General features: G+C 37.0%; 15 protein-coding genes and 1 riboswitch. Of the genes, 8 read left to right on the top strand and 7 right to left on the bottom strand.

Going from position 1 to position 16,165, the window contains the following annotated elements; genetic code table 11:
- Positions 1-29 precede the first annotated feature (29 nt).
- From ESV24_RS13085 to ESV24_RS13070, 4 genes are read right to left on the bottom strand one after another with little or no spacing between them, the layout of a single operon-like run.
- Entirely contained in the window at positions 30-1,358 is a 1,329-nt protein-coding gene (locus tag ESV24_RS13085) for a DNA recombination protein RmuC (protein WP_111816854.1), read from the bottom strand.
- A 26-nt stretch (positions 1,359-1,384) separates the two neighbouring features.
- A complete protein-coding gene (locus ESV24_RS13080) occupies positions 1,385-2,179 on the bottom strand; it encodes an ABC transporter ATP-binding protein (RefSeq protein WP_111816855.1) in 795 nt (264 codons plus the stop codon).
- A complete protein-coding gene (locus ESV24_RS13075; RefSeq protein WP_111816856.1) occupies positions 2,179-3,210 on the bottom strand; it encodes a FecCD family ABC transporter permease in 1,032 nt (343 codons plus the stop codon). Before ESV24_RS13075 ends, ESV24_RS13080 begins: the two co-directional genes overlap by 1 nt.
- Entirely contained in the window at positions 3,210-4,355 is a 1,146-nt protein-coding gene (locus ESV24_RS13070; protein WP_111816857.1) for an ABC transporter substrate-binding protein, read from the bottom strand. Before ESV24_RS13070 ends, ESV24_RS13075 begins: the two co-directional genes overlap by 1 nt.
- A 45-nt stretch (positions 4,356-4,400) precedes the next feature.
- Positions 4,401-4,674, top strand: a riboswitch (cobalamin riboswitch).
- Positions 4,675-4,704: 30 nt separating this feature from the next.
- Between ESV24_RS13070 and ESV24_RS13065 the strand changes: the two genes are divergently transcribed.
- From ESV24_RS13065 to ESV24_RS13050, 4 genes are all read left to right on the top strand, one after another.
- Positions 4,705-6,537, top strand: coding sequence for a TonB-dependent receptor (locus ESV24_RS13065; RefSeq protein ID WP_111816858.1), 1,833 nt, complete (start codon positions 4,705-4,707; stop codon positions 6,535-6,537).
- 13 nt (positions 6,538-6,550) lie between these two features.
- Entirely contained in the window at positions 6,551-7,597 is a 1,047-nt protein-coding gene (locus tag ESV24_RS13060) for a YncE family protein (RefSeq protein WP_249041584.1), read from the top strand.
- 159 nt (positions 7,598-7,756) lie between these two features.
- On the top strand, positions 7,757-8,323 hold the full coding sequence (locus ESV24_RS13055) for a PAS domain-containing protein (protein ID WP_111816860.1): 567 nt from the start codon (positions 7,757-7,759) through the stop codon (positions 8,321-8,323).
- Positions 8,320-8,703, top strand: coding sequence for an acyl-CoA thioesterase (locus ESV24_RS13050; RefSeq protein WP_111816861.1), 384 nt, complete (start codon positions 8,320-8,322; stop codon positions 8,701-8,703). The genes ESV24_RS13055 and ESV24_RS13050 overlap by 4 nt, the downstream gene beginning before the upstream one ends.
- 56 nt (positions 8,704-8,759) lie before the next feature.
- Here ESV24_RS13050 and ESV24_RS13045 read toward each other — a convergent pair whose 3' ends face one another.
- Entirely contained in the window at positions 8,760-10,154 is a 1,395-nt protein-coding gene (locus ESV24_RS13045; protein ID WP_111816862.1) for a S41 family peptidase, read from the bottom strand.
- Positions 10,155-10,497: 343 nt separating this feature from the next.
- Between ESV24_RS13045 and ESV24_RS13040 the strand changes: the two genes are divergently transcribed.
- From ESV24_RS13040 to ESV24_RS13025, 4 genes are all read left to right on the top strand, one after another.
- Positions 10,498-11,004, top strand: coding sequence for an RNA polymerase sigma factor (locus ESV24_RS13040; RefSeq protein WP_111816863.1), 507 nt, complete (start codon positions 10,498-10,500; stop codon positions 11,002-11,004).
- Positions 10,991-11,428, top strand: coding sequence for a hypothetical protein (locus tag ESV24_RS13035; protein ID WP_111816864.1), 438 nt, complete (start codon positions 10,991-10,993; stop codon positions 11,426-11,428). The genes ESV24_RS13040 and ESV24_RS13035 overlap by 14 nt, the downstream gene beginning before the upstream one ends.
- A 117-nt stretch (positions 11,429-11,545) precedes the next feature.
- The gene (locus tag ESV24_RS13030; protein WP_111816865.1) at positions 11,546-12,085 is read left to right on the top strand and encodes a DUF4252 domain-containing protein; all 540 of its coding nucleotides are present in this window, start codon (positions 11,546-11,548) and stop codon (positions 12,083-12,085) included.
- Positions 12,086-12,087: 2 nt separating this feature from the next.
- Complete coding sequence (locus tag ESV24_RS13025; RefSeq protein ID WP_111816866.1) at positions 12,088-12,627, top strand: DUF4252 domain-containing protein; 540 nt, start codon at positions 12,088-12,090, stop codon at positions 12,625-12,627.
- 159 nt (positions 12,628-12,786) lie between these two features.
- Here ESV24_RS13025 and purB read toward each other — a convergent pair whose 3' ends face one another.
- Complete coding sequence (purB, locus tag ESV24_RS13020) at positions 12,787-14,130, bottom strand: adenylosuccinate lyase (RefSeq protein WP_111816867.1); 1,344 nt, start codon at positions 14,128-14,130, stop codon at positions 12,787-12,789.
- 844 nt (positions 14,131-14,974) lie between these two features.
- Complete coding sequence (locus ESV24_RS13015) at positions 14,975-15,994, bottom strand: helix-turn-helix domain-containing protein (protein ID WP_111816868.1); 1,020 nt, start codon at positions 15,992-15,994, stop codon at positions 14,975-14,977.
- Positions 15,995-16,165: the final 171 nt, after the last annotated feature.

The following is a 16,165-nucleotide window of genomic DNA, read 5'->3' as shown; positions in this document are numbered from 1 at the left end:
TTTAAAAAGTGGTAAATATATAGTTTTTTTTATTCCTCATCCTCGTTATTAACGGCTCGGTTCAGCAATTTTTCGTCAATATGCTTATTGGCTTTTGCACCTAGTTTTTTAAGTTTTTCAACACGGGTAACTAGATTGCCCTGTCCTGTAAGTTTTTTCATGGCTCCGTCGTAGCTTCCTTTTACGGTGTTCAATTGGGAACCAACTTTTAAAAGGTCATTGGTTAAATTCACAAAAGAATCATATAGTCTTCCAGCCTGTGTTGCAATTTCAATAGCATTCTGCTGTTGCTTTTCATTGGTCCACATACTGTCAACGGTGCGTAATGTTGCCAAAAGGGTAGAAGGAGTTACGATCACAATATTTTTTTCAAAAGCCCAATTGTATAGATTATTGTCATGGTTTATGGCCACTGCAAACGCAGGTTCAATTGGAACGAATAGTAACACGAAATCAGGACTTTCTATTTCATAGAGCGTATGGTAATTTTTAGCACCCAATTGCTCAATATGTTTCTTAAGTGAGGCAACGTGCTCCTTTAAAAAACGCGCGCGTTGGTCCTCATCTTCTTCATTCACAAAACGTTCATATGCAACAAGGGAAACTTTGGAATCGATAATCATTTTTTTATTATCCGGCAAATGGAGCACAACATCAGGAAGCACACGGCGGCCTTCTTCGGTAGTGAAACTGTTCTGCACAAAGTATTCACGATCTTTTTCTAGACCACTTTTTTCGAGGACCCGCTCAAGAACCAATTCACCCCAATTTCCTTGTATTTTGCTGTCACCTTTCAACGCTTTGGTAAGGTTGGTGGCTTCTTTGCTCATCTGCTCGTTCAGTTCTTTTAGCCCAATTATTTGTTGTCTTAGAGCTGCATGGCCAACGATACTTTCTTTATGTGTATCTTCAACCCGTTTTTCAAAACTTTTTATTTTCTCTTGAAGTGGATTAAGAATAATCTCGAGACTTTCTTTGTTCTGCTTTGAAAATTTTGATGACTTTTCATCCAAAATTCTATTGGCAAGATTTTCAAACTCCTTTGTGAATTTTTCCTGAAGTTTTTCAACTTCTTCTTTCTGCTCGCGATTACGGACTTCCAGGTTTTCAAATTCTGAATTTCGACGCGTCAGCTCCATATTGACTCTTTCCTTTTCTTGTCTTATAGCATCGCGTTCCTTTAATGCCGTTTCAAAACGCTCACTCAATTTTTCACCCTGTAATTGTGCATTTTCTAGGCGTTCTTCCAATTTACTTGTTTCAGTTTTGCTTTTTAAATGCGCAAAGTAATTGCCTATAAATGCTCCAAGCACTAAGAAAATTATGGCGATTAGAAAGGATAGAAAAATTTCGTTCATTGCAATAAATTTTAAAGTAAATATACTTATTTCCGAATAGTGAAACGTCCAGTTTTTCCATCAAAATCGATGGTTTCCTTTGGAAAAAGCGTATCAAATCTTCCTGCTTCAATAAGTTTGCAGGGATCGTCAAAATAAGTTTCGTTCTTTGCCATTACCAGCATCTTGTCTGTAAGTTGAATAGCCAAATCTATTTCGTGTGTTGAAAAAAGAATTGTTTTTTGCGTTTCCGAAGCTAATTTCTTCAGCAATTTCAAAATATAAGCGCGATGGTAAATATCTAAATGTGTGGTGGGTTCGTCCAGAATTATAATAGGCGTATCCTGCGCCAAAGCACGCGCAATGGCAACCCGCTGCATTTGGCCATCGCTTAATTCAAAACATTTGCGGTGGGCTAGGGTAGCGGTTTCAGTAGCTTCCAAAGCAAATTGGATTGCTTTTTTATCTTCTTCAGAAAGTGAACCTATCCAGTTGGTATAAGGTTGTCTTCCCAAGGAGACCATTTCCAAAACCGAAAGATTTTTTGAGGCTGGCGCTTCGGTTAAAACAACGCTTAATTGCGTTGCAAGTTGAAAAGACGAGTATTCATTCAGATTTTTTCCTTTTAAAAAAATAGCGCCATTTAAAGCATCTTGCATTCCTGTTAGCGTTCGCAACAAGGTTGATTTACCAATTCCGTTGGCGCCAACCAAACCGACCAATTCCCCTTTTTCAATAGAAAAATTGATTGCTTCGGCAACTACAGAATCGTTTCCTTTTTTCCAATAACCAACGGAAAGGTTACGAACTTCTAAAATGATATTTTTTTCTTCTGAAACCATTAAAAGAAAAGTTTTCGTTTTCGAACCAAAAGCCAAATTACAACCGGAGCTCCTATTAGCGAGGTTATTGCGTTAATTGGCAGCGTAAATTCACTAAATGGTAATTGTGCCACGGTATCACAAACCAGCATCAGCAAACTGCCGCAAAGCAGCACAGCTGGTAGTAAAACAAAGTGGTTTGATGTTTTGTAAAATTGTCGTACCAAATGCGGAACAGCAAGCCCAACAAAAGCAATTGGCCCAACAAATGCCGTAATACTTCCGGCAAGAATACTTGTCGCTAAGATTATTATAAAAGTGGTTCTCTTTATATGAAGTCCCATGCTTTTTGCATAGTTTTCTCCTAAAAGCAAACCGTTTAAAGATTTACTGCTGAAAACACTTAAACCCAAGCCTGCCAAAAAACACAAAGTTAAAATTGAAACGCCTTCCCAAGATTGGTTTCCTAAACTTCCAAAAGACCAGAAAATGTATTGTTGAAGCTGCTCTGCATTACTGAAATAGGACAAAACTGAAACCACTGCGGTAGTTACGCTACCGAACATTAAACCAATTATTAAAATTGCCATCGTGTCTTTTATTCTGAAAGTTACGGCCAAAACGGCCAGCAGCACCAAAAAGCTACCCAATGCCGAAGCGATAACCAAACTCCATTGGCTCATTAAAATAGTTCCGAAAAAACCACCAAAAGCACCAGCTCCCAAAATTAAAATTGCAACACCCAAACTTGCACCGCTGCTCAACCCTAAAACAAAAGGTCCTGCTAATGGATTTCGAAACAACGTCTGCATCAATAATCCCGATACCGCCAAACCGCCGCCAGCAAGCATTGCCGTTACTGCTTTTGGAAGGCGATAATCCATAATTATGTAACGCCAAGTTTCTTTGGAAGCACCGTTCCCAATAAAAACAGAGATTATTTCATCTAAAGGAATTGAAACCGAACCCATACCCAAATTCACTAAAAATGCAGCAATTAGCGCTATAAACAGCACAATAAACTGAACCCGATTTGCTTGGGTGGTTTGCATTATTTAAGTTTATTAAAAAAGAAAAGTTTGTATTCCGGTAACAATTCTGGATGAAGTATTTTGATAAGGTCTTTTAAAACTAAATCGGGTCTGTTTGGTGCCAATTCGTAATAAATTACGCCGCCAGTTGCGCCTTTTTTTAAACTATTTGAATACACGTTTCCAATTTTATAGGCTTTAAATTGAGCATAGGCTGCACTAGAATTTTTTAATTCAGGCAAACTGGTAAATTGTCCCGGGCCAATCCAAAATGCTGCATCAGTTCCTTTCTCCAAAACAGATTCCAAATTTAATGAAAGACTGCCAGTGCCTTCTGAATCTTTCCAAAGATAATCGCCATTTGCATCTGCTATAAACTGCGCCCCCCAACTATTGCCTTGTGGCATATACCAAACGTCTTTATACATTGCGCCGCTAATAACCGTCGGTCTTTCTTTAGCTTCAAAAGCTATTTTTTTTGCTGAAAGATATTCCGTTTCAATGTTTTTGAAAATACTATCTGCTTCTTCTTGTTTGTTGAAAAGCAACCCGAAAAATTTGATCCATTCGGCTTTTCCCAAAGGTGAAGTTTCTGTCCAGTCTGAATTATAAAGCACTGGAATCCCAGTTTTCTGAAGGGTTGCAAAGGCAGAATTGTTTCCGTCAACGGCAAAGCCAATTACGGCATCGGGATTTAAATCTATTAAAATTTCAGTATTGATGTCTTCATTTTTACCGAGTTCTTTTATGGTTCCTTTGGAAATTTTTTCGCGGGTTTTTTCCGAAGAAATATAGTCAAGATTTGGGAAGCCAACCAAGGTTATAAGTTCGTTTAACATTTCCAAAGAAGGAATGTGCGTGGTTGAAGTAACCACGATTCGCTTTACTGGAATTTCAACCACAGCATCATAATCTTCAGGGTTTTGAAGCGTGGTGTTTTTTTCAATTAAAGCATACTTGAAGGTTTTATCGGTTCCGGGCCACGGATTTTTTAGAGTGATTATTTTTAAGTTTCCTTGGTCTTCAATTTCAAAACCTTGAGCGTAATTTACTTCAATCATTTTCTTTTCAGAAGCATTTTTTTCTAAAGATTGGGGGGATTCGCTTTTGTTTTTACAAGCGGTAAAAAGAAGGAAGGTACTTAGGAGTAAAACGAATTTTTGCATTTTCAAAAATAATGGTTTTGTTTGGGTGAACTAGTATTTAAAAGCTATTTTTGCAATGAATTTTGGTGAGCTGTTTTCTACAACTGAAAACGCTCTTAAAAGGGAAATAGGTGAACTATTGTGATAATGTTTGACGAAAATTAAAAATCGGCAATCTTAATTCAACAATCGTAAATCCTATGCTGTTCCCGCAACTGTAAGTCGGTCCGAATTATTATTCGGGCGTGCATTCTTCAAAAACCACTGTTCCGATCGTTATCGGAATGGGAAGGTAGCACAAAAGACAAGCCAGGAGACCTGCCAAATTCATAACATAAACACATCAAACTTTCGGGATAAAGGTTGAATTATGAAGCAAAACTTTTACCATATAATTTTGGCTATTTTTCTGTGCACGGTTTCATCGTACGCACAACTTGATAGTATCCAGCAGTTGCCCGAAGTTATGTTAACAGATTCTAAACTTATTCGGTTTTCAAAAGGTTTCAAGCTTGAAAAACTCAATGATTCCATTGTTGAAAGGAATGCAACTTCGCTCACCGAAACACTTCGGTATAATTCTTCAATATATTTTAAGGAAAATGGTTTTGGGATGGTAGCATCACCTTCATTCCGCGGAACGAATGCTGCACAAACAGCTGTTATTTGGAACGGAATTAATATTAATTCAGTCTTTACCGGACAAACTGATTTCAATATAATTTCGCCTTTAAATTACAATGAAATTACTATTAGAAGCGGAGGCGGAGGTGTGCAATACGGCAGCGGTGCCGTGGGCGGAAGCATTCATTTGAATAATACATATTCTTTCGAAAAAATAGATACTACTGAAATTGGTTTGCGCTATGGAAGCTTTTCTACAATGGGCGCAAATGCTAGTACAACCCAAACTTGGGGCGATCATTATTTAAACGTGGGGCTTGATTTTATAAGTTCTAAAAATGATTATAACTACGTTGGAAAAAATCAAGAAAATACACACGGTGAGTTTTTGCGTTTTTCGGCAAAAATTAATGAAGCTCGAAAATTGAATCGCGGCATTGCTACTTGGAATTCCGACTACACTTATAACGACCGTAATTTTTCGGGCAGTTTGAACACAATTGGCAAAGACGCTTATAAAGATATTGCCACAAGAAACCTTTGGCAATTGCAGCAAAAATTTGGGCTTTTTACAAGCAAAGCGAGTGTGGCGCACCTTTTTGAACAATACAGCTATTATCCCGATAGTGAAAAACCGTATTATGGCGGAGGGAAAGCAAACACTTTTATAGGAGCGTTTCAGTCTGAGATTTTTCTTCTAAAAAAGCTTCGAATAAATGGTAAGTTGGAATATACTTATGTTACGGCGGAAGGAGATAATGTTGGGGAAAATTCCCGAAAAACCTTGGCTGCCGTAGTTTTGATGAATCATAAAATTTCTGAAAAGTTTAATTACGGAATTAATCTTCGGAAGGAATTTTTAAATGATTTTGATAATCCATTGCTTTTTTCAGCAGATGCAAAATGGAGCATTTCAAAAAAGTACGCGCTTCGTTTAAATGGTTCAAAAAACTATCGCGTGCCTACTTTCAACGATTTGTTCTGGTACGCCGGGGGTAATGTTAACTTAGAGCCGGAAACTTCCTATCAATTTGAATTGGGGCAGGAGTTGTCAATCGGGAATCTGAAAGCTGATCTTGCTGCCTATTATATTTCTTCGGAAGATTTAATTAAATGGATTCCCGGAAACGGTGGTCTTTGGGAACCAACAAATATTCAAAAAACTAGAAATTATGGAGTTGAAGCCGTTGTGGGTTATTTTCTGAAATTCGGCAACCAACAAACTTTGGATTTTACTGCAAATTACTCATATACCAAAGCGGAAGATTTAGCAAAAGAGAAGCAGCTTATTTATGTTCCATTCCACAAAACTGTTGCTACGTTGCAGTATAATTTTGATAAATTTTCTGCATTCGCTCAAGGATTATTTAATGGTGACGCCTTTACAACCACGGACAATAGTGAAATTGTTGAGTCGCATTCCATATTAAATTTTGGAGCAGAATACACATTGCCTTTTGAACCAAGCTTAACTTTTGGTGGCAGAATTAAAAATGTTTTTGACACCTATTACGAGAACGTTGCCTATCGGCCAATGCCCTCTAGAAATTTTGAAATATTCTTAACCTTTAAAATATAATTAAATGAAAATCATGAAAAAATTACTGTTTATTTCCTTAACTACTTTGCTTTTTATATCCTGTAGCAATGACGATGATGTCCAGCCCGAATCCATTCCAGAGGCTTTTGAAAAAGGAATTTTGATTACCAACGAGGGACCTTTTAACAACGGAAGCGGCACTATTACATATATTTCTGAAGATTATAGTACGGTGGCTCAAAATATTTATAGAACTGTAAATGGAAAAGAACTTGGTAACATAGTGCAATCTATGGGCTTTCAGGATGATAATGCTTATATAGTGGTTAGTAACTCACAAAAAATAGTAATTGCTAATCGTTATTCTTTTAAAAGCGTCGATTCAATAAATACAGGATTGCAGAATCCACGTTATTTTATAGGTGCAGACGGCAATAAAGGTTACGTTACAGATTGGGGCGATCCAAATGATAATAATGACGATTACGTAGCTGTTTTTGATCTAAGGACCAATACTATTTCCGCTTCAGTCTCTGTGCCTTTTGGACCTGAAAAGATGGTTGCATATAGCAACAAAATTTATGTTGCACATCAAGGTGGTTTTGGTCAAAATAATTTGATTTCCGTTATTTCAGGGAACTCTGTTGAAAGTTCCATTACTGTTGGCGATGTTCCTAATTCAATGGTAGTCGCAGGAAATTCGTTATTTGTGTTGTGCGGTGGAAACCCTAGTTATACGGGAAATGAAACTGCGGGATCTTTAGTGAAAATTGATCTTTCCAGCGGACAAGTTTCTAATACATATAGTTTTGGCGCCACCGAACACCCGTCGAATTTAACAATGGACGGAACCAACCTTTTCTATTCTTTGGATGGTAAAGTTTATAAACTAAATAGCTCTGCAATTGCATTGCCAGGAACCGATATTATAAGCGGATTCTTTTATGTGCTTCAAGCAAAGGACGGACTACTTTATGCTACCGATGCGGACGATTATGCAAGTAAAGGTTCATTAAAAATATTTGATCTTTCAACGAATCAGCAAATACAGGATTTCCAAACTGGAATTGTTCCGGGTGGAATTTATTTTAATGAATAGTTTGAATTAGCAAAAGATGCTACGAAAGAATCTATTAATTATTAATGGATTCTTTCAAAGTATCTAAAAGAAGTCAAAACATCATTTCACTAATATATCAACATTAACCTTTCGGAAATAGTTAAATAATAGGTTTATAGAAAAATTAATAAGGTATTTATGGCAAATTATAATTTATGGGATATGGCTGGACTAGACGTTTTCCTACAATCGTTGAGCGAACAGCAACGTGAGAAGTATTTCAATATAATTGAACCCCAGACATATTTGTCTCCATTAAAAAGTTGGGGGCTTTCTGCTGAATTTTTTAAGCCGACGGCACTTTTGGAAACACGGCAAAAAGACAGAGCTTCACTTACGCTATTGGCAAACCAATTTCACTGGAAAGCAAACCTTTCCGAAATACTAACCAAAAGCTACGATGCACTTATTGTTACTGATTTTTCACAAAAGATTGTTTGGGCAAACAATGGTTTTTTTAAAATGACCGGATATTCCGAAAGTTATGCTATTGGGAAAACGCCTTCTTTTCTTCAGGGCAATGAAACTTCAACCCAAGTAAAAGCATCAATAAGAGAAAAACTTCAAAGAGGCGAACCCTTTACCGAAGAAGTGTTAAACTATAAGAAAGATCAAAGAGAGTATTGGTGTAAAATACAGATTTTCCCATTACTTTCAGCGGGGTTAACCACTCATTATTTGGCTTTGGAAACAGAGTTGCTGTGAATATAGAAGATAGAATTACAAATTCCGAAACAAGGATTTTTAAGGCGGTTTTCCCAAATACCACCAACCATTACGACACGCTCTTCGGCGGCGCGGCAATGCAACTTATGGACGAGGTAGCTTTTATAGCCGCAACGCGTTTTAGTCGGCAAAGAATGGTAACCGTTTCTTCAGACCGCATTGATTTCAACAAACCCATTCCCGCAGGGACTATTGTGGAATTGGTGGGGAAAGTTTCGTATTTAGGCAACACTAGTCTAAAAGTAAAAGTAGAAATATACATTGAGGAAATGTATTCTTACAGCCGCGAGAAAGCCGTAACTGGCGAGTTTACTTTTGTGGCGATAGATGAAAATAAAAACCCAATTAAAGTACTATAAAAATTGTTAATCCACGGAATTCCTAGCTCTTCAACTTATTTTATTTTTGAGAAAGACTAATTTCCAATCATTTTTCCATCAATCGGAGAATTCGCCTTACTATCAGAAAATTCTTTTAATTGTTGAAACTCTCTGTTCGCTGGTAAAGGTCTTCCGGCAATTTCAAAAAGTGCAGCAGCTAGAAGCGGTTCGTTTTCATTGCCTAGCTGGCCGAGGTTAAAATAATTTTCATTTAATGGAATTTGAGGCACTAACCCATCTACATAATCAGTATTTCCTGCAACATTGGCGGTTTTGAATACAAGCGGAAGCATTGCGTAATAATGCGCTGGATTGGCATTCTGCCTTCCGAAAGTGGGTGCGGGCGAATCATAAAGCAAAAAGGAAGCTTGGAACTTTCCAGTGGTAGTATCGCCTACCTGTACGGTATTTATGTATGGATTAAGTCCGTTTATAACCAATTCACTGGCAGAAGCTGTTCTTTGGGTAGTTAGAAAATAAACATTGGTCAGGTTAAGGCTGTTGATTGCCGCACCGTTGCTGATTGCGCTATCAAAAAGACCGTCCTGCGCAAATTCTGCTTGGCGATCTTCATTCCAGAACTCTTTGTAAAAAACTTGTCCATTAAACTGTCCCGTAATCATTCCTGCCAGATCTGTAGCAGTTTCCACGGCACCACCACCATTATATCTCAAATCCAAAACCAGATTGGTAATTCCTTCTGCTTTAAATTGTGCAAAAGCATTGTTGAGTTCGGTGTCATAATTTTTTATAAAACTGTTATACATTAAGTAACCCACCTTTTCTCCATTAACGTCCAAGGTTTTCACCTTATAAACAGGATTTTCATTGTACTGGGTTTTATTAAGCAAAGCCGTTTCTCCGGTAGGAATAAAATTTGCACCATCATAAGTGGCTAAACCAATTGTGTAGCTATTCGGAGCCAATAAATCTTCAAAATTTGCTCTAGTTATTTGCTGTCCATCAATGGTCGTGAAAAGATTGCCACGCTCCAAACCATTTGCTTCAGCATCTGTATTGGGCAGTACATAGCGTACATACCCAAAAACATTATTGCTGCCAGGTGAATATGGCACCAAGCCAAACTCCATCCCATTACTCAGGCTTATTCCGCTTAGCGCATCTTCTATCACTCTAAAATCGCTGAAAAGGTTACTGAAACGATCTTGTGGCGACAACAAATAGTCAAACAAGGTCTCAGGAGTCTGATAATTGTTCAAAAAATCGTTTAGCTCGGTATCGTTTGCAAATGCGTTATTCGCAAGCTCGGGAGTGTCTGCTTTGTATAGATAGAAATAATTGAGGCCACGATAAATAAAATTTTGAATATCAAGGGTTGAAGCAGTTTGTAAATTGTCGTCAGCATCCTCAAAACAGGAAACAAAAAGTACTGAAATAGCTAAAAAGGAAATGAAAATATTTCTTTTCATAAGTAAGTTTAATTAAGGTATTCTTTTAGAACAGGTAAATTAGGGATTATATTGCAATGGTAAAAATATGCTTTTTTAGTCGAAATTATTTCGAGACTTTTCATTGTGAAATATTCTGCCACAAATTCACGAATAAATAGTTCAGAAATACATTAATGTCATCGAAATAAATGTTGGCAGATCGTATAAAAACACAATCGTGCAGTCGTGGCAGAAAACCAAGTAATACTGCATCATAGAACATTTGTTTATTGTGGGGAATTCCTTTGAAACAATATCAATGTAACAAAATTTGAATACGTTCGTCATTTAAATAGACGGCGAAATAATCCAACCAACCAAAATGGAAAAAACCGAATTTTTAGCATTAACGATGCCCTTTAAGGATAAGCTTTACCGCTTGGCCAAAAGGATTTTGGTTTCCAAGGACGAAGCTGAGGATGCCGTACAGGAAGTGTTTTTGAAATTGTGGAAGGGAAAAAAAAATATTGAAAACTATAAAAATCCCGAAGCGTTTGCAATTACGATGACCAAGAATTACTGTCTGGACAGATTAAAGTCGAAACAGGCATCAAATTTAAAAATTGTACACAGCAATTATCAAACTTCCGAAAATGTTGAAAAAAATATTGAAGCGAATGACGGGGTTGAAATGGTCTTTAGGATAATGGAAACTTTACCCGAACAACAGCGAATAGTACTTCAATTGCGCGATGTGGAACAATTCGAGTTTTCTGAAATAGCGCAGATGCTAGATAGTAACGAAACCGCAGTGCGAGTGGCTCTTTCCCGAGCACGTAAAACAGTTAGGGAGGCAATGATAAAAAAGTATAATTATGGAATCGGTTAAAATAAAACAATTATTGGAGGCCTATTTTGAAGGCGCAACTAGCATTTCTGAAGAAAAAATGTTGCAAGACTATTTCAACAATGAAAAAGTTGCGGACAATCTGGTTCAATACCAGCCCATTTTTGTTGCATTAAAGGCTGCGAAAGAAGAACGGTCAACTATGGTATTTAATCTACCGGAAACTAAACCACAAACCTCAAAAAAATGGTGGTACTCTGTTGCGGCAATCCTAGTAGTGGCTTTTGGAGTGGGCAGCTTCTACTTCTCGCAACCCAGTTATACCCAAGAAGAAAAAGAAGCTCTGGCGACCTTTGAGAAAAGCAAAAGAGCAATGATGCTGCTTTCAGAAAATTTTAATAAAGGTACTGAGCGACTAACGTTTGTTGGGCAGTTTGAAAGAACAAAGGACAAAATCTTTGAATAACTTTTATAAATAGATAGCGCTGCGGTAAAGTTTATACTGAGCATTGTTGATTGGCTCTGCGTCTGAAAATTTTAAAATCAATAAAAAATCGAAATAAACAATAAACAATAATTAACGATGAAAAAAATAACAATAATAATAGCATTGGCAATAGCGCCGATGGTTTCTTGGGCACAAAACGCTTTTGATTCCTTTGAAAACGAAAAAGATGTAACCTCTGTTGTGGTTACCAAAAATATGTTCAAGCTTTTAAGCAAGATGGATTTGAACTCTTCAGATCCAGAGGCGCAGGCATATCTTAAAATGGTGAACGACTTAGATAACATCAAGATTTTTACCACAGACAATCCTTCAGTATCCAAAAAAATGGAGGCCGCTGTGGCTAAATATATTTCAGGTTCACAAAATTTAGGTGAATTGATGCGTGTAAAGGAAGACGGAAGAAATATAAGATTTTATAGCAAAGACGGGAAGAATGAAAACTTTGTAAGCGAGCTGTTGATGCACATGGACGGAATTGTAGATGGAAAACCCATGACCGTTATTATGAGTATTACCGGAAATATAGACTTGAAACAAATTTCAAAACTTACTGAGGAATTAAAGGTTCCCGGTAGCGAACAGCTTAAGAATATTGACAAAAATAAAAAGCAATAAATATGGTACTTGTAAAATATTTTATGGCTTTAGTTCTTGCGGCAATGGCACTGAGCTCCTGTAGCGATAAATCACTTCAAAAGTATTTGGTAGAAAAACAAGATGATGATAAATTCGTAAAGATGGATATTGCTGCAAGTTTACTCCAAGGAAATAGTAGCAACTTTACCCAAGAAGAAAAGGATATTCTAAGTACGATTAAAAAGGTGAATGTTGTTGCTTACCCAATAATTGAAGGAGATACAGCCGATTTTGAAAAGGAGCGCCAAGAACTGAAAAACATTCTTGATCAGGAACAATACAAAGAACTTACGCGTATAAAAAGTAATGATTGGAACGCTACCTTAAAGTACACTGGTGAAGAAGATGCCATTGATGAGGTAATTGTTTTTGCGAGCGATGACAATCGCGGTTTTGCAGTATTCAGATTACTGGGTGAAAATATGCGCCCAGACCAGATGTTGAAGCTGATGAAATCTGCGGAGCGTGGCGATTTGGACGTCTCCAAACTTGAAGGTTTCGGAGAAATATTTAAGGATTAATTTAGTTGATTAATAGTTGAAAAGGGCTTCTTCCAAATTGTGGTTGAAGCCTTTTTTTAATGCTGTATTTGAAGGGATGCGGATATTGACCACGATACACGAATAAATTTATTTAAAAATATTCGTGAATTCGTGGTTGTATTTTTTTAGAACCGTAGTTTAAATCCCAGTATAGTTTCCAGGCGTGATGTTTCGCATTTCCTGTTTTACACTTTCCGGTATTTCCAAGGTTTCTATAAAGTTGGCAATTGAAGTTTGATTAATACGTTCATTAGTTCGTGTTAATCCCTTCAATGCCTCATAAGGATTTGGATAACCCTCTCTGCGAAGAATAGTTTGGATTGCTTCCGCTACAACGGCCCAATTGTTTTCAAGATCTTCAGCAAATTTTGATTCGTTCAGCACCAATTTATTCAAGCCTTTCAATGTTGAAGAAAAAGCGATAAGTGTATGCCCAATGGGAACCCCAATGTTTCGTAAAACCGTGCTGTCTGTAAGGTCTCTTTGCAATCTACTGATTGGTAGTTTTGCCGAAAAGTGTTCAAAAAGTGCGTTTGCAACGCCCAGATTTCCTTCACTGTTTTCAAAATCTATTGGGTTCACTTTGTGCGGCATGGCGCTGGAGCCTACTTCACCTTTTTTAATTTTTTGTTTGAAATAATCCATCGAAACATAAGTCCAAATGTCTCTGTCTAAATCAATCAAAATAGTATTGATCCTCTTTAAGCAGTCAAAAAGTGCAGCCATATGGTCGTAATGCTCAATCTGCGTAGTAGGGAAGGAGTGGTGTAGCCCTAAAGTATTCTGAACAAAATGTTTTCCGAACGCTCTCCAATCTATATTGGGATAAGCCACTTTATGCGCGTTAAAATTTCCCGTCGCGCCACCAAATTTCGCAGCACTTTTTATATTGTTCATCAAGTCAAACTGCTCCTCAATACGAACCACAAATACGTCAATTTCCTTTCCCAAACGGGTTGGCGAAGCAGGCTGGCCGTGTGTTCTGGCTAGCATAGCTATTTGTGCCCAATCTTCGGAAAGTTGCTTTAATTTATTTTTCACCTCCATTAAAAGCGGCACATAGACATTGTTGATAGCATCTTTCAGCGAAAGCGGAATCGCAGTATTATTTATATCCTGTGAAGTTAAACCGAAGTGGATAAACTCTTTGTATTTCTGAAGATTTAAATCTTCAAATTTTTCTTTTATAAAATATTCAACCGCCTTTACATCGTGATTGGTAACCTTTTCGGTCTCTTTGATTTTTACTGCATCCTGCACCGTAAATTCAAGATAAAGATCGCGCAAATCTGAAAAAAGATTTCTATCAAATTCCGCTAGCTGTGGCAGATCCAGCTCTACAAGGGCTATGAAGTATTCAATCTCCACCTGCACACGGTAACGTATAAGTGCTTCCTCGGAAAAATAAGGAATTAGGCTTGAAGTTTTTGATGCGTATCTGCCGTCTATAGGCGAAATGGCTTGTAAAGCGTTGGTGTACATGGTTCAAATTTTAAAAGTGCAAAGATATGAAACGCGAACGAGTTATACGGAAACGGTTTGTTTATATAAACGGCAGCTTTTTTACAAGTTATTTTATGAAATTACTAAGGGATGTGACTTTATGATAATGAATAGTTAAATAATTGTACTAATCTTTAAGTTTATGATTTTGTTAAGTGCAAAAGACTTATTTAAAAATTAGTTTTAATACTGAAAAGAAAAATGAATTATTAATTTAAACAAAACATGTTATGAGTACAGAAAATCAAAACCAGCAAAGGAATCCTCAAAATCAACAACAAGATCAGCAACGGAATCCTCAAAACAAACCACAGAACCAACGCAATCCTGAAGAGGAAGAAGAATAGGCGTTAGAATTAGAAAAATGGGTACCCAGATTTAGGGTACTGCGAAACCCCTTAATCATCACAATGAGAAAGGGGTTTCTTATTGTGGGGATATAAAAAAAAGTGGATTAGCGAATATATTAAATATTGTGCTTAATGAGCTAAGTTTATACCAATATTTGCTAATACACCTTGTTAATTTTCAATGATTTAGCACTAATTAGATAATTAAAACAATAGTGTGTGGATAATAGTGAAAATTTGAAAATTAGCATTGCAGTCGAATACTCGCAGTCTTTTCAACTACTAATTCCTTTTTAAGCTCGAAGCGGAGGCTTTTCTTATTTAAAAGATTATGAGATGCTTATGAAAAGTATTTGGGCTAAAGATTCAATCTTTTGAGTTAATCTTGGATAATTCCTTTTGCTAAATTAGCAACGCAAAGAATTGCTATGAAGAAGAGAACCCCGTCTGAAATATTTTCAGCGGGGTTTTTTTTATTTGTTCTGGTGTTTTTTGCGAAAATGGGATGGTGAGATATCATACTTTTCCTTAAAAATTTTTGAAAAGTAACTCTTACTGCTCAGCCCAATAGCATTTACAATTTCTGAAATGCTCAAATCCGTTTGGATTAAAAGGCTATAGGCTGTATCTAGACGCTTCTTTTGAACGTAGTTGTTCACGGTAGAACCGTACAGTTTTTTAAAACCTTCCTGCAATTTGTTAATGTTGAGGCCCGCCTCCCTAGCCAGATTTTCCACTGTTGGTATTTGCGAAATGTTGTTCTCTATTAAATTGGAGATGTGGTGAATCTGTTTCAGTTCAGATGAACGTAGCAAGGTTCTGCTGCCTTCATCCATTCTATCGTCTTGGTATTGTAGTATTTGATGCGTTAAAATTTGATAAGCCATGCCTTCTAAAAAGAGCTTGCGCATAAAATTTTCAGCAGCAAAGCCGGTCATTTCGTCCAAAATTCCAGAAATGTTTAGGCTGTAGTTTCCATTGTAATAAAAGGACCCGCTGGCCGTAATGTCCTTAAACAGCTGTTCCAGTTCTTCATCAAGGCTATTAATGTCGCACTCCATTTTTGTCTGAAATTTCTCCCGATCAATCTCGAGACTGTTCACTTTTATTGTTTCGCCTGCCTTAAATCTTAATACGTGGCCGTTTTGTTTACTGCTGGCTACAATAGCGTTTTGGTATTGCTTAATTTCGTGCAGGTCGTCCTCGTTTTCAAAACGATGATGAAGGATTCCGCTAACGGTATAGAGGAATTTCAGCGGGTGAACATTGTTTACAACAAAATGTATTTCCAGATCTTCATTAAATAGGCAATCGTATTGTAAGAGTCCTAAGCCACCTTCAAAGTTGATACCGCGGATGCTGCCTTCACCTACTGATGGAGGAAGTTGGAGCAAATATTCGCCACAGTTTTCGGAATAGGGAATGTCGAAAACTTCTGCTATGTCCCTAATCACATCTTTAAGTGGAAGTGAGTTAACTTGAATGGAATTCATGAGGTTGTTGTTTTGCTCGACCAAAATACTACATTGCTTTGAAACACATTACTACAGATACTTTATTTTGTTTAACTGGAATGTAGTTTTTTTGTAGCATATTGCTTTATAGTATTTTAAACGAATCGTTTTAATAAAATAACCGCCTAAAAATATGTTTTTAGGCGGTTT

The sequence above is a fragment of the Aequorivita lipolytica genome, assembly GCF_007997135.1.
GTDB classification, from domain to species: domain Bacteria; phylum Bacteroidota; class Bacteroidia; order Flavobacteriales; family Flavobacteriaceae; genus Aequorivita; species Aequorivita lipolytica.
The sequence above is the reverse complement of the archived record's forward strand: the minus strand, read 5'-3'. Positions and strand labels throughout refer to the sequence as shown.